Below are 18,638 nucleotides of genomic sequence, written 5' to 3'. Positions count from 1 at the left end.
TCAATTCACTCCGATCACGGCCGGCAGACGGTCCAGCGCCTGGGCAAGCCCAGCCATGTCTGCCGCCAGCTTCGCACGCTCATCCGGGCTCACCGTGCCATAGGCCGGGAAGCCCGCATCCTGTTTCAGCGCGGCCAGGTCGGCCTCCGCCGCGGCCTGCGCCGCCCCGAGATCCGCATCGAGCTTCGGGTCCACCGGCGCCACCACCGTGCGCAAAAGCGCCGTCAGCTTGCCGATCCCCTCCAGCGATGCCGCCAGATCCGCGAGGTCATTGCCCGCATAGATATTCTCGCCCGAAGGCAGCTGGCTCTCGCCGATCTGCGCAGCCTGGGCCGCGGGCAGCTCCAGCAGCAGCTGCGGGTCGAGCTTTTGCTCCTTCACCCGCGCCTTCAGCGCTTCCAGATCGCGCACGAGCCCTTCCGCCACGGGCAGCAGTCCCTCGGTGGTATTCTGCGCAAAAAGCCCATATTCCAGCCGGTGATAGCCGGTGAAAGCCGGATCCGCCTCGCGCGCGGCGAGGAAAGCGGCCTGCGGGTTGATGGTATTGGCGAGGTCCGACAGCCGGTTCGCCAGCGGCTCGATCCGCCGGTACGGCAGCCGTGCCGCGGCCCAGGCCGCCTGCGCGGCCGAAAGATCGCCCGCCGCAATCGCCGCCTGCAGCTGTTCCGCCGCCGCGACCGCCGCCCCCGCCTGCATCACCAGATAGACCCGGTATTCCGAAAGCGGCCCGAGGAACTTGCGCAGCGTCACCTCCGAGGCCGCGGCCGATGCCTCGTCCGAAGGCGTCACCTTCAACACGCCGCGCGGGTTCGACAAGAGCCCGCAGGCCATCGCATATTCGCCCGGCTGCAGCTGCACCGAAAGCGTCTGGTGGAAGCCCGGCGCGATGTTCTCGCGCTCGGCCAGCACCAGCACGCCATCGAGGATCTCCCATTCGATCGGCCGGTCGGAGGCATTGACGATCTCGAAGCTGCGCCGCCCGCCGGGGGTGGTGAGCTCCATCGGCTCGCAGGCGGTGGCGGTGATGCGGATCACATGGTCGGCCTTCTGCCCGCGCGTGGCCTCCGCATTGCGCAGCGAGGCGTAGAAGAACGCCCCCCCACCCGCCGCGGCCAGGCAGGCCGCCGCAGCGACGGCCCATTTGAGGGATTTACCGGGAGTTTTCGCGTCAGGCATCAGAAAGGCTCTTGGCAGGAATTGCGGCCGGTGCAACCGGGCGCAGGAACAGGAACAGGGTCACGGCGAGGAACAGGGCATAGACGATCACCTCGCCCAGCGTCGGCGCTTCGCGGTAGCCCAGCAGTCCGGAAAGGACGGTGCCGACCGGCCCGGTCTCGGGCAAAACATGGCTGATATCCCACACCACGCCCTGCAGCCCGTTCCACAGCCCGGCCTCGTGCAGCGCCTTCACCGCGCCCGCCAGCAGCCCCGCCGCCACGAACAGGATGAACACCCCCGTCCAGCGGAAGAAGCGGCGCAGATCAAGCCGCAGCGCGCCGGCATAGATGGCCCAGCCCGCCGCCACCGCGACCAGAACGCCCAGAAGCGCGCCCACCGGCGCCGCGGCCGAGGGGCTTTGCTGGAACACGGCCAGCAGGAAGAAGATGGATTCCAGCCCCTCGCGCGCCGTGGCCAGGAACACCATGCCGATCAGGCCCCAGGCCGCGCCGCCCGCCAGCGCCGTATCGACCGAGGATTGCAGCTCGCGCTTGATCGAGCGGGCCGCGCGCTTCATCCAGAACACCATGCAGACCAGCACGCAGACGGCGATGAAACCGATCGCGGCCTCGAACATCTCCTGCGCCTTTTGCGGGAAGCCCGCGCTCAGCAGCTGCAGCACCGCGCCCGCGAAAAGCGCCGTCGCCACCGCGAGGAAAATCCCGATCCAGACCGCCGGGAGCCACTGCCCGCGCCCGGTCTGGCGCAGGTAGCCCGCGATGATCCCGACGATCAGGGCCGCTTCCAGCCCCTCGCGCAACATGATCAGAAACGGTGCCAGCATGCCCGGCCCTCTCCTATGTTCCTTGCCACGACGGATGTTCGGGCTGACGGGCGGGAGCATCCTCGGGCGCCGCCGGGAACCGCCCCGATGGCCGCTTGAGGGGGCACATGATACATTTCGAGATATAAAGTCAATCCAGATAAAAAGGCTCAAGATAAAAGTGACTGCCGCCCGCCCCTGTTCGGCGCGCGCGCAATGGCTTAGGCTTGCCCGACAGAGCGAAAGGACCCTAGGCTTTGCCGCAAGACCCAAAGCGCCCCGCCCCAGAGGACACCGCGCGGCTGGAAGCCGAATTCGCGGCCTACGCCGCCTCGGACGCCGAATACAGCGCCTATCAGGAGGCGGATGACGGCGATCTGGGCCCGCCGCCCACGCCCGAGGAGGCGCTGCGCGCGCTGCGCGCGGCCGGGATCGGCGCTCTTGAAAAGGAGGGCCGCCCGGCCTGCGGCGTGACGCCGGCGCAGATCGACACCATGGCCTGGCTGTGGCGCATGCAGGCGGATCTGCCGGAGCGGCTGCGCCTCGCCGAAGCGCTGTGGCGCAGCGGCCTGCATGAGGCGATGCTCGCCGCGGCGAAGATGCTGACCCAGGCGCGGATCCGGCCGGATCCGGAGGTCTGGGCGCTGCTGCGGGGCTGGGCGCCCGATTTTGCGGGCACGGCCACGTCGGATGCGGCCAGCGCGGCCCTCGGGCGCCGCCTCATCGCAGAGCCCTCGCGGGTCGCGGAGCTGGCGGAATGGGTCTGTGCGCCCAATCCCTGGACCCGGCGCGCCGCCCTGATCGCCACCCTGCCCTTTGCCAAGCTCAACCATCCCGATGCGGTGCAGCATGCGGTGCGGGTGCTGGTGCTTGACTGGGGCCTGCGCCTCGCGCGCGACCCCGATCACCGCGTGGCGAAATCGGTGGCGCCCTGGCTGCGCACGCTGGCGCGGCATGATGCGGGGCTGGTGCGGAGCTGGGCCGAAGGCCATGGCGCCGCCCTGCCGCCCGGGCTGCGCGCGGAGCTGCGCCGGATCCTGAAGGACTGAGCCCCGGGCTCAGGCCACCCGCGCCGCCCGCCGCCCCGCCGACCAGTCGCGCACCGCGCAGCCGAAGGCCTCGAACAGCGGCCGCGAGACCGGATCGGAATCGGCGTTCCATTCCGGGTGCCACTGCACCGCCAGCGTGAAGCCCGGCGCATCGCGCACCCAGATCGCCTCCGGGGTGCCATCCTCGGCATGGCCCTCGACCACGATCCGCGCACCGGGCCGCGCGATGCCCTGGCCGTGCAGCGTATTCGTCATCACCTCCGCCGCGCCGAACAGCCGCGCGAAGCGGCCATCCGCGGCCAGCGTCACCCTGTGGCGCAGCGCGAACACCTCCTCCATGGAGCCATCGGGCGGCATCCGGTGGTTCATCCGCCCCGGAAGCTCACGGATTTCCGGATGCAGCGTGCCGCCCATGGCCACGTTCACCTCCTGAAAGCCGCGGCAGATGCCCAGGAACGGCTGCCCCCGCTCCACGCAGGCGCGGATCAGCGGCAGCGTGATCGCATCGCGGGCGCGGTCGAAGGTGCCGTGCTTGTCGGTCTCGGCCTCGCCATATTCCGCGGGATGCACATTGGGCCGCCCGCCAGTAAGCAAAAACCCGTCACAAACCTCCAGCAGCTCCGGCACCGAGACATAGTCCGGATCCGCCGGGATCAGCAGCGGAATGCACCCGGCCACATGGCTGACGGCGCAAGAGTTCAGCTGCCCGCCCTCATGGACCGGATAGCGGTTGTTGATAAGGCCCCGATTGCCGATGATTCCTACGACTGGTCTGGTCATGCTGCATCCTTTCGCCTGAAAAGTAATCCGGCGAGAGGCTTCCGAAAAGGTGAAGGGCCGCGCAGTTTCTGTGCAAATCGGCATATGCCGCCTTTCCAGGCGGCTCAGACGCGCTGAGCCTTCACCTGCAGGCGGCGTGCATGCAGCACGGGCTCTGTATAGCCCGAGGGCTGCACCCGGCCGAGGAACACCAGATCGCAGGCCGCCTGGAAGGCCAGCCCGTCATAGCGCGGCGCCATCGGCACATAGGACGGATCGCCCGCGTTCTGGCGGTCCACCACCACCGCCATCTTGCGCAGCGCCTCCATCACCCGGCCTTCGGACACGAGCCCATGGTGCAGCCAGTTCGCCAGCGCCTGGCTGGAGATGCGGCAGGTAGCGCGGTCCTCCATCAGGCCGATGTCGTGGATATCGGGCACCTTGGAGCAGCCCACGCCCTGATCGACCCATCGCACCACATAGCCCAGGATGCCCTGCGCGCTGTTTTCGATCTCGTCGGTGATCTCGGCGTCGGAATAGTTGCGCCCGAGCCCAAGCGGGATCGTCAGCAGATCCTCCAGCCGCGCGGGGCGGTTCATCGCGGCAATCTCGCGCTGCCGCGCCGGCACGCTCACCCGGTGATAATGCGTGGCATGCAGCGTCGCGGCGGTCGGGCTCGGCACCCAGGCGCAGTTCGCCCCCGCCATCGGATGCGCGATCTTCTGCGCCAGCATATCGGCCATCCGGTCCGGCATCGCCCACATCCCCTTGCCGATCTGCGCCCGCCCCGCGAGGCCGCATTTCAGCCCGATATCGACATTGCGGTCCTCATAGGCCTGGATCCAGGGCTGCGATTTCATCTCGCCCTTGCGCAGCATCGGCCCGGCCTCCATCGAAGTGTGGATCTCGTCGCCGGTGCGGTCGAGGAAGCCGGTGTTGATGAAGGCCACCCGGTGGCGCGCGGCGCGGATGCATTCCTTCAGGTTGGCCGAAGTGCGCCGCTCCTCGTCCATGATCCCGAGCTTCACCGTATGCCGCGGCAGCCTCAGCACCGCCTCGACCCGGTCGAAGATCTCGGAGGCGAAGGCCACTTCCTCGGGCCCGTGCATCTTCGGCTTCACCACATAGACCGACCCGGTCACCGAATTGCGCGCGCCACCCGGCTTTTGCAGATCGTGCATCGCGCAGAGCGTGGTGACCATCGCATCCATCAGCCCTTCGGGAATTTCGGCCCCGTCGGGCAGCAGGATCGCGGGGTTGGTCATCAGATGCCCGACATTGCGCACCAGCATCAGCGCGCGGCCCTTCAGCAGCAGCGGCGCGCCCTCGGGTGTATGGGCCGCGATGTCGCCCGAGAGGCGGCGGGTGAAGCTGCGCCCGCCCTTCTCCACCGTTTCGCTGAGGCTGCCCTGCATCAGCCCGAGCCAGTTGCCATAGGCCAGAACCTTGTCCGCCGCATCCACGGCCGCGACCGAATCCTCGCAGTCCATGATCGAGGAAATGGCCGATTCCAGCCGTAGATCGGCGATCCCGGCCGGATCGGTCCGCCCGATCGGATGTTCGGAGTTTATCTCAACAATGGCGTGCAGGCCATTGTGCTTCAATATGATTCCCGTCGGCGCTTCCGCCGAACCGAGATAGCCTGCGAATTCCGAGGGATCACGCAGCCCGGTCTCCTCCGAGGTCTGCACCAGCAGCGCGCCCTCCGCGACCCGGATCCCGGTCACCTCGGCCCAGGAGCCGGCGACCAGCGGCGCGATGTCATCGAGAAACGCCTTTGCCCAGGCGATCACCCGCGCGCCCCGCGCCGCATCATAGCCCGTGCCCTGTGGCAGATCGCCGAGCGCATCGGTGCCATACAGCGCATCGTAGAGGCTGCCCCACCGCGCATTGGCGGCATTGAGCGCATAGCGCGCGTTCATCACCGGCACTACCAGCTGCGGCACGCAGACACTGGCGAATTCCGGGTCCGTCTCCGGGGTTTCGATGGCAAAATCCGGCCCCTCCGGCATCAGATAGCCGATTTCGTGCAGGAAGGCGCGATATGCGGTTGCATCATGGCCCTGGCCGCGATGCTCCAGATGCCAGTTGTCGATCCGCGCCTGAAGCGCCTCGCGGGTGGCCAGAAGCGCGCGGTTCTTCGGCGCCAGATCCGCCACCAGAGCCGCAAACCCGCCCCAGAAGGCTGCGGCTTCCACGCCCGTGCCGGGCAGCGCCTGCTCCTCGACGAAGGCGGCCAGCTCCGCCGCCACCTGCAACCCCGCGCGTGCGACCCGTGCCGTCATCGCATCCTCCTGTTCCGTTTCTGGACCGTTGTCGGGGCTGCCGGAACATCTGTCCAGTGCCAAACCCCGCCGCGGCGCGGCACCGGCCGGTCATTGCCCGTTCGCGCGCCGCATCGGCTGCGCCTTGCCGTTCCCGGCCGCGCGGCCTAGGCTCGGCGCAGCGAAAGGCAGGACATTCATGGACGGCACCACCTATCTCTCCGATTATCGCCCCTATCCGTTCACGCTGGACGAGGTCGCGCTCCGCTTCCGGCTGGCGCCCACGGCCACGCGGGTCACGGCGCGGATGACGCTGACGGCGCGGGAGGCCGGCGCGGCGCTGCAGCTGGATGGCGAGGAGCTTGACCTGATTTCGGCCAGCATCGACGGCGTGGCGCTCACGCCCGCGGATTACCTGCTCACAGAGACCGGCCTCACGATCCATCCCGCGGCGCTCCCCGAAGGCCGCTTCACGCTGGAGACGGAGGTGCAAATCGCGCCTGCGGAAAATACTGCTTTGGAGGGGCTTTACATGTCGAAAGGTATGTATTGCACGCAATGCGAGGCGGAAGGCTTTCGGAAGATTACGTTCTATCCGGACCGCCCTGATGTGATGGCGCGCTTCCATGTGCGGATCGAGGGCGATCTGCCGGTGCTGCTGTCGAACGGCAATCCGGTGGCGCAGGGGCCGGGCTGGGCGGAATGGGACGACCCCTGGCCGAAGCCCGCCTATCTGTTCGCGCTGGTCGCGGGCGATCTGCGCGCCACGCCGGGCCACTTCACCACGATGTCCGGCAAGCATGTGGACCTGAATATCTGGGTGCGCCCGGGCGATGAGGACCGCACCGATTTCGCGCTCGGCGCGCTGCAGCGCTCGATGAAATGGGACGAGGACGCCTATGGCCGGGAATATGACCTAAGCCTGTTCAACCTCGTCGCCGTCGACGATTTCAACATGGGCGCCATGGAAAACAAGGGGTTGAACATCTTCAACTCCAAGCTGGTGCTGGCCTCGCCCGAAACCGCGACCGATGCGGATTATGAGCGGATCGAGGCGGTGATCGGGCACGAATATTTCCACAACTGGACCGGCGACCGCATCACCTGTCGCGACTGGTTCCAGCTTTGCCTGAAGGAAGGCCTCACCGTGTTCCGCGACCAGAGCTTCACCGCAGACATGCGGCTCGGCCCGGTGAAGCGGATCGAGGATGTGATCACGCTGCGCGGGCGCCAGTTCCGCGAGGATGCCGGGCCGCTGAGCCACCCGCCGCGCCCCGACCATTACCGCGAGATCAACAACTTCTACACCGCGACCGTCTATGAAAAGGGCGCCGAGGTGGTAGGCATGCTGCGCACGTTGGTGGGGCCAGAGGGCTACCGCCGCGCGCTGGACCTTTATTTCGAGCGCCACGATGGCCAGGCCTGCACGATCGAGGACTGGATCAAGGTGTTCGAGGACAGCTCCGGCCGCGATCTGAGCCAGTTCATGCGCTGGTACACCGATGCGGGCACGCCGCATCTGAAGGTAACGGACAGCTTCAGCGACGGCGTCTATACGCTTGAATTCACGCAGCATACCAACCCGACGCCGGGCCAGATGGAAAAGCCCGCGCGGCATATTCCGGTCGCGGTCGGGCTGCTGTCGCCGAATGGCGACGAGGTGGTGCCGACGACGGTCCTGGAGATGACCGAGCCGCGGCAGAGCTTCCGCTTCGAGGGGCTGGCCTCGCGGCCGGTGCCTTCGATCCTGCGCAATTTCTCGGCCCCGGTGGTGCTGGAGCATGAGGCCCCTGCCGAGGAGCGCGCCTTCCTGCTCGCGCATGATACCGATCCGTTCAACCGCTGGGAGGCGGGCCGCGTGCTCGCGCGGCAGACGCTGATGGGAATGGCCGAGGGCGAGGAGCCGGAGCCCGCCTATCTGGACGCGATCGGCGCGCTTCTGGGCGAGACCAATGATCCGGCGTTCCGGGCGCTGATCCTGCGCCTGCCGGGCGAAGATGAAATCGCGCAGGCGCTGTTTGCGGCGAAGAAAACCCCCGATCCGGACGCGATCCACCGGGCGCGGCGCGGGCTGATGGAGGTCCTCGCGAAGCGGCATGAGGCGGCGCTGGCGCGGCTCTATGAGGCGGCCGCGGTGCCCGGCCCCTACACGCCGGATGCCGGGCCTTCGGGGCTGCGCGCGCTGCGGCTCGCGGCGCTGAGCCTGCTCAGCACCCGCGATGGCGGCGCCCGCGCCCGCGCGCTCTATAAGGCGGCCGACAACATGACCGAAAGCCTCGGCGCGCTCGCGGTGCTGGTGGCCAATGGCGCGGCCGAGGCCGAACTCGCGGCCTTCCGCGCGCGCTGGCAGGACAATGCGCTGGTGATGGACAAATGGTTCGCGACCCAGCTTTCACTCGCCCCGCCCGCTGCGGCCGCGGGTCTTGCCACACGCCTGGCCGAAGACCCGCTCTTCGACTGGAAGAACCCGAACCGGTTCCGCGCGCTGATGGGCGGGCTTTCGGCGAACCATGCGGGCTTCCACCGCGCCGATGGGGCGGGCTACCGCTTCTATGCGGACTGGCTGCTGCGGCTCGACCCGCTGAACCCGCAGACCGCGGCGCGGATGTCCACCGCCTTCGAGACCTGGCGGCGCTATGACAAGGCCCGGCAGGGGCTGGCGCGCGCGGAGCTGGAGCGGATCGCCCAGACCCCCGCGCTCAGCCGCGACCTCGGCGAAATGGCCGCGCGGCTGCTCAGCTGACACAGCGCGGGCGGCGCGGCTTGCCTCGCGCCGCCCTCTGCCCTAAGACAGGCCCAAGACCCCGGATCACGGAAGCGGACCATGCTCGACCTCAGCTTTACCTCCCCCGAACCCAAAGTCATCGCCGGCGCCAAGGGCGACTGGGAACTGGTGATCGGGATGGAAATCCACGCCCAGGTCAGCTCGAACGCGAAGCTGTTTTCCGGCGCCTCCACCGGCTTCGGCGCGGAGCCGAACAGCCATGTGGCCTTCGTCGATGCGGCGATGCCGGGCATGCTGCCGGTGATCAACGAATTCTGCGTGGAGCAGGCGGTGAAGACCGGGCTCGGCCTGAAGGCCGCGATCAACCTGCGCTCGGCCTTCGACCGCAAGAACTACTTCTACCCGGACCTGCCGCAGGGCTATCAGATCAGCCAGCTCTACCACCCGATCGTGGGCGAGGGCGAAATCATCGTGGAAATGGGGCCCGGCGTCGCGCGCAAGGTGCGGATCGAGCGCATCCACCTCGAACAGGACGCGGGCAAATCCATCCACGACATGGACCCGAACATGTCCTTCGTGGACCTGAACCGCACCGGCGTCGCGCTGATGGAGATCGTCAGCCGCCCCGACATCCGCGGGCCCGAGGAGGCGGCCGCCTATGTGGTGAAGCTGCGCCAGGTGCTGCGCTACCTCGGCACCTGCGATGGCAACATGCAGAACGGCAACCTGCGCGCCGATGTGAACGTCTCGGTCTGCAAGCCCGGCCAATACGAGAAATATCAGGCGACGGGCGATTTCGGCCACCTCGGCACGCGCTGCGAGCTGAAGAACATGAACTCCATGCGCTTCATCCAGATGGCGATTGATTATGAGGCCCGGCGCCAGATCGCGATCCTGGAGGATGGCGGCGAGATCGTGCAGGAAACCCGCCTGTATGACCCCGACAAGAACGAGACCCGTTCCATGCGCTCCAAGGAAGAGGCGCATGATTACCGCTACTTCCCCTGCCCGGACCTGCTGCCGCTGGAAATCGAGCAGGCTTGGGTCGATGATATCGCCGCGGGCATGCCCGAGCTGCCGGATGCGAAGAAGGCGCGCTTCATCGCGGAGCTGGGCCTGAGCGATTACGACGCCTCGGTGCTGACCGCCGACGTGGAGAATGCGGATTATTTCGAAGGCGTGGTCGCGGTCTGTGGCGATGGCAAGCAGGCGGCGAACTGGGTCATCAACGAGCTCTTCGGCCGGCTGAAGAAGGACGGCACCGAGATCGCCGGCAGCCCGGTAACGCCTGCGCAGATCGGCGGCATCATCGCGCTGATCCTGAAGGGCGACATTTCGGGCAAGATCGCCAAGGACCTGTTCGAGATCGTCTATACCGAGGGCGGCGACCCGGCCGCCATCGTGGAAGCGCGCGGCATGAAGCAGGTGACCGACCTCGGCGCGATCGAAAAGGCGGTGGACGAGATCATCGCCGCCAACCCGGCGCAGGTGGAAAAGGCCAAGGCCAATCCGAAGCTTGCGGGCTGGTTCGTGGGCCAGGTGCTGAAGGCCTCGGGCGGCAAGGCCAACCCGGCCGCGGTGAACGATCTGGTGGCGCAGAAGCTCGGCCTCTGAGCCGCCATGGCCAGCGATTGCAGCGCCACCCTCTCGGCGGATGGGGCGAGCTTCCGCATCCGCCGTGATGCTTGGTTCAACGATTATCCGCTCGCAGATCTGCCGTTCTGGATCGCGTTCTACAAGCGCCTGCGCGATCAGCATCCCAAAGCGCTGCATTCCTATGATGCGACCATTGCCGCGCTGGAAGATCTGGCGCGGCGGCTCCCTGCCTGAGTGGACAGGCGCGCGCGCCTCTGGCAGGCTCGCGCCATGGTTCCTGCCCGCCTGATCCCCGCCGCACCCTTCCTTCCCGGCCTCGCCCTTGGCGCGCTGTGTTTTTGCGCGGCGCTGACGCCGAGCCTGGTGCCGCGTGGCGGCCTGCTGCAAGGCGCGCTCGCGGGGCTTGGCTTCGCGGCGGGCTACGGCGTGGCGGTGGCCGGCGGCATGCTCTGGCGCTGGCTCGGCTTCGGGATGCCGCAGCGGCACCGTGGCCTGGCCTTGGCGGTGCTGGCGGCCGCGCTCGGGGCGATGCTGTGGTCCCTCGGGCGCGCGGCGCGCGGGCAGGAGGCGCTGCATCAGGCGATGGGCCTGCCCCCGGTGGAGACGGTGCGCCCGATCACCATCGCGCTCACGGCGCTGCTGGTCGCGGGCGTGCTGATCCTGCTCGGGCGCCTGCTGGGCCATGTAGTGCAGGCGGTGGCGCGGCGGCTCTCTGCGGCGCTGCCGCCGCGGGTGGCGCTGATCGGGGGCGTTCTGGTGGCGCTCGTGGGGGTGGAGATGCTTGGCAACCAGCTGCTCCTGCGCCAGGCGCTCGGTGCCTTCGATGCGAGCTACCGCAGGCTCGATGCGGCCTTTCCGGAGGAGGATGGCGCCCCGCCGCAGGATCCGCTGAAAACGGGATCCGCCGCGTCGCTGCTGCGATGGGAGGATCTGGGCGCCGAGGGACGCAACCGCATCGCCGATCCGCTGGATGCACAGGGCATTGCCGCCATCGCGGGCGCCCCGGCGCAGGAGCCGCTGCGCATCTATGTGGGCCTCGGCTCCGCCGAGACGCCGCAAGAGCGCGCGCGTCTCGCACTTCAGGAAGCGATCCGCGTCGGCGCCTTTGCCCGCGCCACATTGGTGATCGCGACGCCCACCGGCACCGGCTGGGTCGATCCGGCCGCGATGTTCCCGCTGGAAGCACTGAGCCGCGGAGATGTCGCCACGATCTCGGTGCAGTATTCCTACCTGCCGAGCTGGCTTTCACTGCTGACCGTCCCCGAATACGGCCAGGAGACCGCCCGCGCCGTGTTCAGCGCCATTCACGGATATTGGCGCAGCCTGCCGCGGGACCAGCGGCCGAAGCTCTATCTGTTCGGGCTCAGCCTCGGCGCGCTGAATTCGGACCTTTCGGCCGATTTCTACGATCTCGTCGGCGCGCCGTATCAGGGCGCCTTCTGGGTGGGCCCGCCCTTCGGCAGCCGCAGCTGGCGCCACATCACCGATGCCCGCAACCCCGGCTCGCCCGAATGGCTGCCCGAATTCCGCGATGGCTCGGTGGTCCGGTTCCTGAACCAGAGCGGCCTGCCCGATGGCGCGCCCTGGGGGCCGCTGCGGATCGTCTATCTGCAATATGCCTCGGATCCGATCACCTTCTTTGCGCCCTCGATCCTGTGGCGGCAGCCGGACTGGATGCGGGCGCCGCAGGGCCCGGGCGTGGCCGCGGAGCTGCGCTGGCTGCCGCTGGTGAGCTTCCTGCAGATCGGCTTCGACGTCTTGACCGCCACGACCACGCCGCAGGGGCATGGCCATGTCTATGCCGGGCGCGATTACCTGAACGGCTGGCTCGCGCTGCTTTCGCCCGAAGGCTGGGACGCGCCCGCGCTGGAGCGGCTGCGCGCGGCCATGGCCTCCCGCGGCCTTTAGGAGAGCTTGATCGTTCCGTCGTGCTTCTGGATCCCGAGGATCCGCCCGGTGGCAATGGCCACGACCGAACAGGCCAGGCTGAGAAGCGCCCCCATCTTTGCCGCATCCTGATGCGGGCCGGGCTCGAAGGCCACCGCCGCCACGAACAGCGCCACGGTAAAGCCAATTGCCGCCACGCAGCCCACCACGAACAGATCGCGCAGCCCCATCCCGCGCGGAAGGCCCAGCCGAAGCCCCACCGCCGCGAGCCAGCCGAGTGCGAAGATCCCGAGCGGCTTGCCGATCAGCAGCCCGCCCAGCACCGCGAAGGTGGGCGCGCTGATCGCGCTGAACTCCACCCCGGCGTTCATCAGCCCGAACAGCAGCAGCACCCATTCGACCGGCAGCTTCAGCGCATGCTCCATCGCGTTCAGCAGGTCGGTCTGATACCGCTCGCCCTCGGCGAAGACGCCGAAATCGCGGTCCGCATGGGGGATTGCGGGCACGATCGGCAGGAGCCCGAGGGCCGGGTGAATGCCCGCCTGCTGGAAGCCATACCAGCTGAGCGCCCCCGCCAGCGCATAGGGCCAGGCGCCGAGGACCCGGCGCACCCAGCTGGAGCAGGGGCGGCCCGGCCGGTTCCGGTCCAGCCGCAGCGGCAGCCAGTTACACAAGAGCCACACCGCCACCGCGGCGCCGAAAGACAGCGCGAGCCAGCCCGGCGCGAGCGGGGCTGAAGGGTAGAAGGTCGCAAGGATGATGAGCCCGCCCGCATCATCGGCGATCGCCAGCAGCAGCAGGAAGCCGATGGCCGGATGGCCGGGGCCAAAAACGATCCGCCCGACCAGATAGCTGAAGGCGATATCGGTCGCGGTCGGCACGGCCCAGCCATGGCTGATATCGTTGAACACGCCCGAAACCGCCGCGATCAGCAGATAGACCAGCACCGGCCCGACCATGCCACCCGCGGTGGCGATCAGCGGCGTCAGCGCCTTCTTGCCGCGCAGCGAGCCCTCGCGCAGGATCACCGCCTCCCAGACCTCCTTCGCAGCGATGGCGAAGAACAGCGCCATCAGCATGTCGTTGACCAGGAAATGCAGTGTGAGCACCCGGGTGGTCACGCCGTCATGGGTCTCCAGCACGCCGAAGGGGCCGCCGGTCCAGAGCGGGGTCTCCACGAAATGGTGGTAGCTCTCGGGGGACAGGTTCGCCCAGACCAGCGCAGCCAGTGCGCCCGATATCAGCAGCAGCGAATAGGTCGAGATGACTGTCCACACCCGGTACATGGCTTCCCCCTTTTCAAAGTGCGGCCAATCTACTCACCCGGGCCGTGGGGGCAACCGCAACCATAACCCCGGGCGGAGAAATCTGGACATTCGCGCCCGCCCGGCGCACAGAGGGCCAGCTGCGGAGGGTCCATGCGCGCCGTTCTTCTTGCCTTGCCGTTTCTGGCGCTGCCCGCGCAGGCCGCGCGCACGGAGTATGACGACCGCATGGCGCAGATCGCCGTGATCGCGCAAAGCGCGCTGGTGGCCGATGCCGTCTCGCGCACGCCGGTGGAGGCGCTGGTGCGCGGCCGCATCCACCCCGATGGCCGCACCGACTGGGAGCTGCGCACCGAGCGCTGCACGGTCTCGGTGCAGCTGGCGCCGGTGCGCCGCAGCTCCATCGGCCCGCTCTCCTGGGTGCTGCGTTCGGTTTCGCCCTGCCGGATGCGCTGAGCCACCTTTCACCCCGGAGGGCCATCCGCTAAGACAGCCCTGAAAACAACCGCAGGAGGGCCAGATGGCCGGGATCAAACGTATCGGGGTCGGCGCGCGCATGAGCGAAGCCGTGGTCTATAACGGGCTGGTGTGGCTGGCAGGCCAGGTCGGCGCGCCGGGCGAAAGCGTCACCGTGCAGACCCGGACCGCGCTGGCCGAAGTGGACCGGCTGCTTGCGGAAGCGGGCTCGGACAAGGAGCACATCCTGTCCACGCAGATCTGGCTCGCCGATATGGCCGATTTCGCCGAGATGAACGCCGTCTGGGATGCCTGGGTGCCGCAGGGCCACACCCCGGCGCGCGCCACCGGCGAAGCCAAGCTCGCCACCCCGGACTACCGGGTGGAAGTGATCGTCACCGCTGCGGTGAAGTGATCTGCGCTCCGCCCTTCGGGGCGGAGGCATCCGCTTGCGGGGCGCTGCACGGGCCGCGGGGGTCTGCCTCAGGCCGTCTGCGCCAGCAGGCGGATCCGCTCCACCATCGCGCGCAGCCCGTTCGAGCGCTGCTGCGAGAGATGTTCGTCGAGCCCGAGCCGGGCAAGCTCGGCCGCCGCATCCACCTTCAGCACCTCTTCCGCCGTCAGCCCGGCATAAAGCGCATGCAGGATCGCGATCAGCCCACGCACGATCAACGCATCCGATTCGCCCTCGAAATCGAACCGCGCCTGTGGGCCCTGCCCTTCGATCCGCGGCAGCATCCAGACCTGCGACGCGCAGCCCTCGACCTTCGTCGCCGGCACCTTGACCGCATCGGCCATCGGCGCCATCGCCTTGCCGAGTTCGATCACATGGCGGTAGCGGTCTTCCCAGTCGTCCAGGAAGTCGAAGGTCTCGGCGATGTCTTCGAAGGCTGCGGTGGCCATCTGCCCCTCCCGATCGGTTTCGCTCCCTCCTAGCGCCGGCGCGCCCGGCGGTCCAGTGGCGGCTTTTCAAATCCGCCGCGATGGGCTACCCCAATGCCATCCCGCGCGCCCGCGCGCGACAGACCGGAGACACCATGACGCCGCTTCGCCCCGCCCTCGCCCTGATGCTGGCTATGGCCGCCGCCCTGCCCGGTTGCGGCTGGTTCGAAGATCCGCCCAAGACGCTGGAGCCGAAGGGCGGGTACCGCAAGCCGCAGGAAGAACAGCGGGTTTTGGTGCAGCAGGTGACGAATGTGACGGTGGAGCAGACGCTTTCGGGCGCGATTGTCCGGGCAACCGGCCTGCCGCCGACGCAGGGCTGGTGGGCCGCGCGTCTGGTCGCGGAGAACGATGGCTACCCGGTCGATGGGGTGATGACCTACCGCTTCCTCGTTGCCGTGCCGCCGGAAGGGGATCCGGATGCGCTGCGTGTCTCCACGCCCGCCTCGCGCGAAGTGACGGCGGCCACTTTCATCCGCGGCCCGCGTCTGGCCACGGTGCATCAGGTCGTGGTCGTCGGCGCGGAGAATTCACGCTCTGCGAGCCGCTGAGAATCCGTGCAGGCGCGCCCGCAGGGCGCGCCTTCGGGCCGGACCGCGCAGCGGTCGGCACCCCTTCTGTCAGACCGGAACCAGCCGTACCGCCGCCCCTGCCGCCGTGAGCGCAAGCTCGCCTTTCGCCAGCCGCAGCGCGTCATGCCCGAAGACTTCCTGCCGCCAGCCGCTCAGCGCCGGCACATCGCGCTTGCCCGCCGCGATCCGATCGAGGTCGGACGAGCTCGCGATCAGCTTCGCGGCGACCCCGGTCTCCTCGGATTTCGCCTTCAGCAGCACCCGCAGCAGATCGGCGAGCGCGGTATTCACCTGCAGCTGCTGATCCTCGTCCGGCACCTCGGGGAAATCCTCGGGCTTGCACTCGAGCCCGGCCTTCACCGCGGTGATGATCCCATCGGCGATATCGCCCCGCCGCGCCTCGCGCAGCAGCAGGCGGGATTTGTTCAGCTCGTCGAAATTCACCGGCTTCGTCGAGGCGAGCTCCAGCAGGGCATCGTCCTTGAAGATACGCGAGCGCGGGATGTTCTTGTTCTGCGCATAGCCCTCGCGGAACCGCGCGAGCTCCCGCACCACCGCCAGGAACCGCCCCGTGGTGGTCCGCGTCTTCACCCGCAGCCAGGCTTCCTCCGGCCGGGTGATATAGGTCTCGGGGTTGAGCAGGATCTCCTCCTCCTCATGCACCCATTCCTCGCGGCCGGATTTGCGCAGCTCCTTCGAGAGGAATTCGTAGATCACCCGCAGATGGGTCACATCCGCGATCGCATAGGTCTTCTGCGCATCGGTCAGCGGGCGGCGGGACCAGTCGGTGAAGCGCGAGGTCTTGTCCAGCTGCTGGCGGGCTACCTTGCGCACCAGCGTCTCGTAGCCCACCTGCTCGCCAAAGCCGCAGACCATCGCCGCGACCTGGGTATCGAACAGCGGCTTCGGGAACAGCCCGGCCTCCACGAAGAAAATCTCCAGATCCTGCCGCGCGGCATGGAACACCTTCACCGTCGCCTCATGGCGGAAGAGGTCGTGGAGCGGCGCCAGGTCCAGCCCTTCGGCCAGCGGATCCACCAGCACCGCCTCGCCGTCCTTCGCTGGCGGGATCGCGAGCTGCACCAGGCACAGCTTGGACCAGTAGGTCCGCTCGCGCAGGAATTCGGTATCGACGGTGACATAGGGCTGAGCCTTGGCCTTGGCGCAGAATTCGGCGAGGGCCTCGGTCGTGGTAATGGTCTGCATGCGCGCATCCTGTCCGCGGGGTCATCCCGCCATCACTTTTCCTTTAGGTCTTCGTTACCGGAAAAGGAAGCAGCCCGCGCGCGAATCCCCGCAAACGGGGCCGCCGTGCCACAGATCAGAGCAGAACCGGGCTGCGGTCCCCGCGCACATAGCGGCGCAGCACCGCCGGATAAAGCTGATGTTCGCGCTTCAGCACGCGCGCGGCCAGCGTCTCCGCGCTGTCATCCGGCAGAACCGGCACCCGCCCCTGGCCCAGAATCGGGCCGTCGTCCAGGACCGGCGTCACCTCATGCACGGTGCATCCGGCCTCGGTATCGCCCGCCTCCAGCGCGCGCTGATGCGTATGCAGCCCCGGGTATTTCGGCAGAAGCGAGGGGTGGATGTTCAGCATCCGTCCCTCGAACCGGCGCACGAAATCGGGCGTCAGCACCCGCATGAAACCGGCAAGGCACAGGATATCGGGTTCGGCTGCGAGGATCGGGCGCAGCAGTTCGGCCTCGAAAGCGGCGCGATCCTTGCCGAAGGGCTTGTGATCCACCGCGACCGTCGTAACGCCCAGATCCCGCGCCCGCGCGAGCCCAGCGGCCGCCGGGTCGTTCGAGCCCACCAGAACCGGGGCGGCATAGCCCTCGGCCAGCATGGTCTCGACGAGGCGGACCATGTTCGACCCGCCCCCCGAGATCAGGATCGCGATGCGTTTCACAGCAGGCGGCCTGCGTAGCTCACGCCCTGCCCTTCGGTCACGGTGCCGATCCGGGTTACCGTTTCGCCTTGCTCCGCGAGCAGCGCGGCGATCGCGTCGGCCCGGTCGGCCGCGACCACGACGATCATGCCGATGCCGCAGTTGAAGGTCTTCAGCAGTTCAGGCTCCGCCATGCCCGCGGTCTCCGCGAGCCAGCGGAACACGCCCGGAAGCGGCCAGGAGGAGAGGTCGATCATGGCGCCGAGCCCTTCGGGCAGCACCCGCGGCAGGTTCTCGGTCAGGCCGCCGCCGGTGATATGCGCGAGCGCATGCACGCCCCCCGCCCGCACCGCGGCCAGCACCTGCTTCACATAGAGTCGGGTCGGCGCGAGCAGCGCCGCGCCGAGCGCACCCTCAGCGAAGGGCGCCTGCGCGTCCCATCCGAGGCCGGAAAGCTCCACCACCTTGCGCACGAAGCTGTAGCCGTTGGAATGCACGCCGTTCGAGCCAAGCCCAAGCAGCACATCGCCCGCGACCACGCCCGCAGGCAGATCAGCGCCGCGCTCCATCGCCCCCACCGCAAAGCCCGCGAGGTCGAAATCGTCCTTGGCATACATGCCCGGCATTTCCGCGGTTTCGCCGCCGATCAGCGCACAGCCCGACTGCGCGCAGCCTTCGGCGATGCCTTCGATGATCCGCGTGGCCTGATCGACGTCGAGCTTGCCGGTGGCGAAATAATCGAGGAAGAACAGCGGCTCCGCGCCCTGGCAGACGAGATCGTTCACGCACATGGCGACGAGGTCGATCCCGATCGTATCGACATTGCCGGTGTCGATCGCGATGCGCAGCTTGGTGCCGACACCATCGGTCGCGGCGACCAGGATCGGATCGGAGTAGCCTGCGGCCTTCAGATCGAACAGCGCGCCAAAGCCGCCCAGCCCCGACACCGTGCCCGCACGCCCCGTCCGCTTCGCCGCCGGCTTGATGCGTTCGACCAGCGCGTTTCCGGCGTCGATATCCACGCCCGCATCGGCATAGGTCAGCCCGTTCTTGCCCTTGGTCATTGCCCGCATCTCCGCCAGTGGAACCCGTTGCCCGCCCTTAGCGCAAAGGCCGCTGCGGGGCAACGGGCACCATGTGGTCTTTCTTGACCCTGAGGCCAAACCCGCCTAGTCCCATGAGGGACATTGGGGGCCTGTAGCTCAATGGTCAGAGCAGGGCGCTCATAACGCCTTGGTTGGGGGTTCAAGTCCC

Annotated in this window: 17 protein-coding genes; 8 read left to right on the top strand and 9 right to left on the bottom strand. The window is 68.2% G+C overall.

Annotated elements, in window-relative coordinates; all coding sequences use genetic code 11:
* Window positions 1-1,176: an iron uptake system protein EfeO gene (gene efeO / locus ACOMG5_RS14170; protein ID WP_420344451.1), complete on the bottom strand. Its 1,176-nt coding sequence runs from the start codon at window positions 1,174-1,176 to the stop codon at window positions 1-3.
* On the bottom strand, window positions 1,169-2,002 hold the full coding sequence (efeU, locus tag ACOMG5_RS14165) for an iron uptake transporter permease EfeU (RefSeq protein ID WP_420344450.1): 834 nt from the start codon (window positions 2,000-2,002) through the stop codon (window positions 1,169-1,171). Before efeU ends, efeO begins: the two co-directional genes overlap by 8 nt.
* 236 nt (window positions 2,003-2,238) lie before the next feature.
* On the opposite strand from efeU, the gene ACOMG5_RS14160 reads away from it, so the two are divergent.
* Window positions 2,239-3,030, top strand: a complete 792-nt coding sequence (locus ACOMG5_RS14160; protein WP_420344449.1) for a DNA alkylation repair protein — start codon at window positions 2,239-2,241, stop codon at window positions 3,028-3,030.
* Between the two features lie 9 nt (window positions 3,031-3,039).
* Here ACOMG5_RS14160 and ACOMG5_RS14155 read toward each other — a convergent pair whose 3' ends face one another.
* The gene (locus ACOMG5_RS14155; RefSeq protein ID WP_420344448.1) at window positions 3,040-3,810 is read right to left on the bottom strand and encodes a gamma-glutamyl-gamma-aminobutyrate hydrolase family protein; all 771 of its coding nucleotides are present in this window, start codon (window positions 3,808-3,810) and stop codon (window positions 3,040-3,042) included.
* Between the two features lie 104 nt (window positions 3,811-3,914).
* A complete protein-coding gene (locus tag ACOMG5_RS14150; protein WP_420344447.1) occupies window positions 3,915-6,074 on the bottom strand; it encodes a malate synthase G in 2,160 nt (719 codons plus the stop codon).
* Between the two features lie 178 nt (window positions 6,075-6,252).
* On the opposite strand from ACOMG5_RS14150, the gene pepN reads away from it, so the two are divergent.
* The 4 genes from pepN (at window position 6,253) to ACOMG5_RS14130 (ending at window position 12,282) form a co-directional block, all read left to right on the top strand.
* Window positions 6,253-8,796: an aminopeptidase N gene (pepN, locus tag ACOMG5_RS14145; protein WP_420344446.1), complete on the top strand. Its 2,544-nt coding sequence runs from the start codon at window positions 6,253-6,255 to the stop codon at window positions 8,794-8,796.
* A gap of 81 nt (window positions 8,797-8,877) precedes the next feature.
* Window positions 8,878-10,392 carry an Asp-tRNA(Asn)/Glu-tRNA(Gln) amidotransferase subunit GatB gene (gatB, locus tag ACOMG5_RS14140; protein ID WP_420344445.1) on the top strand — a complete coding sequence of 505 codons (1,515 nt, stop codon included), beginning with the start codon at window positions 8,878-8,880 and terminating at the stop codon, window positions 10,390-10,392.
* Between the two features lie 6 nt (window positions 10,393-10,398).
* Window positions 10,399-10,608, top strand: a complete 210-nt coding sequence (locus tag ACOMG5_RS14135; RefSeq protein WP_420344444.1) for a hypothetical protein — start codon at window positions 10,399-10,401, stop codon at window positions 10,606-10,608.
* Window positions 10,609-10,644: 36 nt separating this feature from the next.
* On the top strand, window positions 10,645-12,282 hold the full coding sequence (locus ACOMG5_RS14130) for an alpha/beta hydrolase (RefSeq protein ID WP_420344443.1): 1,638 nt from the start codon (window positions 10,645-10,647) through the stop codon (window positions 12,280-12,282).
* Here ACOMG5_RS14130 and ACOMG5_RS14125 read toward each other — a convergent pair.
* Window positions 12,279-13,547, bottom strand: a complete 1,269-nt coding sequence (locus ACOMG5_RS14125) for a Na+/H+ antiporter NhaA (RefSeq protein ID WP_420344442.1) — start codon at window positions 13,545-13,547, stop codon at window positions 12,279-12,281. The genes ACOMG5_RS14130 and ACOMG5_RS14125 overlap by 4 nt on opposite strands.
* 132 nt (window positions 13,548-13,679) lie before the next feature.
* Here ACOMG5_RS14125 and ACOMG5_RS14120 point away from each other — a divergent pair, with 132 nt between their 5' ends.
* Both ACOMG5_RS14120 and ACOMG5_RS14115 read left to right on the top strand, forming a co-directional pair.
* Complete coding sequence (locus ACOMG5_RS14120; RefSeq protein ID WP_420344441.1) at window positions 13,680-13,982, top strand: hypothetical protein; 303 nt, start codon at window positions 13,680-13,682, stop codon at window positions 13,980-13,982.
* Window positions 13,983-14,046: 64 nt separating this feature from the next.
* Window positions 14,047-14,397 carry a RidA family protein gene (locus ACOMG5_RS14115; RefSeq protein ID WP_420344440.1) on the top strand — a complete coding sequence of 117 codons (351 nt, stop codon included), beginning with the start codon at window positions 14,047-14,049 and terminating at the stop codon, window positions 14,395-14,397.
* Window positions 14,398-14,465: 68 nt separating this feature from the next.
* Here the strand turns inward: ACOMG5_RS14115 and ACOMG5_RS14110 are convergent, their stop codons facing one another.
* Complete coding sequence (locus tag ACOMG5_RS14110; RefSeq protein WP_420344439.1) at window positions 14,466-14,885, bottom strand: SufE family protein; 420 nt, start codon at window positions 14,883-14,885, stop codon at window positions 14,466-14,468.
* A gap of 134 nt (window positions 14,886-15,019) precedes the next feature.
* On the opposite strand from ACOMG5_RS14110, the gene ACOMG5_RS14105 reads away from it, so the two are divergent.
* Window positions 15,020-15,475, top strand: a complete 456-nt coding sequence (locus ACOMG5_RS14105) for a hypothetical protein (protein ID WP_420344438.1) — start codon at window positions 15,020-15,022, stop codon at window positions 15,473-15,475.
* A gap of 69 nt (window positions 15,476-15,544) precedes the next feature.
* Here ACOMG5_RS14105 and rnd read toward each other — a convergent pair whose 3' ends face one another.
* The 3 genes from rnd to purM all read right to left on the bottom strand — a co-directional run bounded on the left by rnd (window position 15,545) and on the right by purM (window position 18,448).
* On the bottom strand, window positions 15,545-16,702 hold the full coding sequence (rnd, locus tag ACOMG5_RS14100) for a ribonuclease D (RefSeq protein WP_420344437.1): 1,158 nt from the start codon (window positions 16,700-16,702) through the stop codon (window positions 15,545-15,547).
* Between the two features lie 115 nt (window positions 16,703-16,817).
* Complete coding sequence (gene purN, locus ACOMG5_RS14095) at window positions 16,818-17,405, bottom strand: phosphoribosylglycinamide formyltransferase (protein WP_420344436.1); 588 nt, start codon at window positions 17,403-17,405, stop codon at window positions 16,818-16,820.
* Window positions 17,402-18,448: a phosphoribosylformylglycinamidine cyclo-ligase gene (gene purM / locus ACOMG5_RS14090; protein ID WP_420344435.1), complete on the bottom strand. Its 1,047-nt coding sequence runs from the start codon at window positions 18,446-18,448 to the stop codon at window positions 17,402-17,404. The genes purN and purM overlap by 4 nt, the downstream gene beginning before the upstream one ends.
* Window positions 18,449-18,638 lie beyond the last annotated feature (190 nt).

This window comes from Paenirhodobacter sp. (assembly GCF_041916475.1).
Classification (GTDB): Bacteria; Pseudomonadota; Alphaproteobacteria; order Rhodobacterales; family Rhodobacteraceae; genus Rhodobacter.
The sequence above is the reverse complement of the archived record's forward strand: the minus strand, read 5'-3'. Positions and strand labels throughout refer to the sequence as shown.

Bases quoted from the DNA above. Each gene is read 5' to 3' on its own strand.
- efeO (WP_420344451.1), bottom strand. From the start codon at position 1,176: ATGCCTGACGCGAAAACTCCCGGTAAATCCCTCAAATGGGCCGTCGCT.
- efeU (WP_420344450.1), bottom strand. From the start codon at position 2,002: ATGCTGGCACCGTTTCTGATCATGTTGCGCGAGGGGCTGGAAGCGGCC.
- ACOMG5_RS14155 (WP_420344448.1), bottom strand. From the start codon at position 3,810: ATGACCAGACCAGTCGTAGGAATCATCGGCAATCGGGGCCTTATCAAC.
- ACOMG5_RS14150 (WP_420344447.1), bottom strand. From the start codon at position 6,074: ATGACGGCACGGGTCGCACGCGCGGGGTTGCAGGTGGCGGCGGAGCTG.
- pepN (WP_420344446.1), top strand. From the start codon at position 6,253: ATGGACGGCACCACCTATCTCTCCGATTATCGCCCCTATCCGTTCACG.
- gatB (WP_420344445.1), top strand. From the start codon at position 8,878: ATGCTCGACCTCAGCTTTACCTCCCCCGAACCCAAAGTCATCGCCGGC.
- ACOMG5_RS14135 (WP_420344444.1), top strand. From the start codon at position 10,399: ATGGCCAGCGATTGCAGCGCCACCCTCTCGGCGGATGGGGCGAGCTTC.
- ACOMG5_RS14130 (WP_420344443.1), top strand. From the start codon at position 10,645: ATGGTTCCTGCCCGCCTGATCCCCGCCGCACCCTTCCTTCCCGGCCTC.
- ACOMG5_RS14125 (WP_420344442.1), bottom strand. From the start codon at position 13,547: ATGTACCGGGTGTGGACAGTCATCTCGACCTATTCGCTGCTGCTGATA.
- ACOMG5_RS14120 (WP_420344441.1), top strand. From the start codon at position 13,680: ATGCGCGCCGTTCTTCTTGCCTTGCCGTTTCTGGCGCTGCCCGCGCAG.
- ACOMG5_RS14115 (WP_420344440.1), top strand. From the start codon at position 14,047: ATGGCCGGGATCAAACGTATCGGGGTCGGCGCGCGCATGAGCGAAGCC.
- ACOMG5_RS14110 (WP_420344439.1), bottom strand. From the start codon at position 14,885: ATGGCCACCGCAGCCTTCGAAGACATCGCCGAGACCTTCGACTTCCTG.
- ACOMG5_RS14105 (WP_420344438.1), top strand. From the start codon at position 15,020: ATGACGCCGCTTCGCCCCGCCCTCGCCCTGATGCTGGCTATGGCCGCC.
- rnd (WP_420344437.1), bottom strand. From the start codon at position 16,702: ATGCAGACCATTACCACGACCGAGGCCCTCGCCGAATTCTGCGCCAAG.
- purM (WP_420344435.1), bottom strand. From the start codon at position 18,448: ATGACCAAGGGCAAGAACGGGCTGACCTATGCCGATGCGGGCGTGGAT.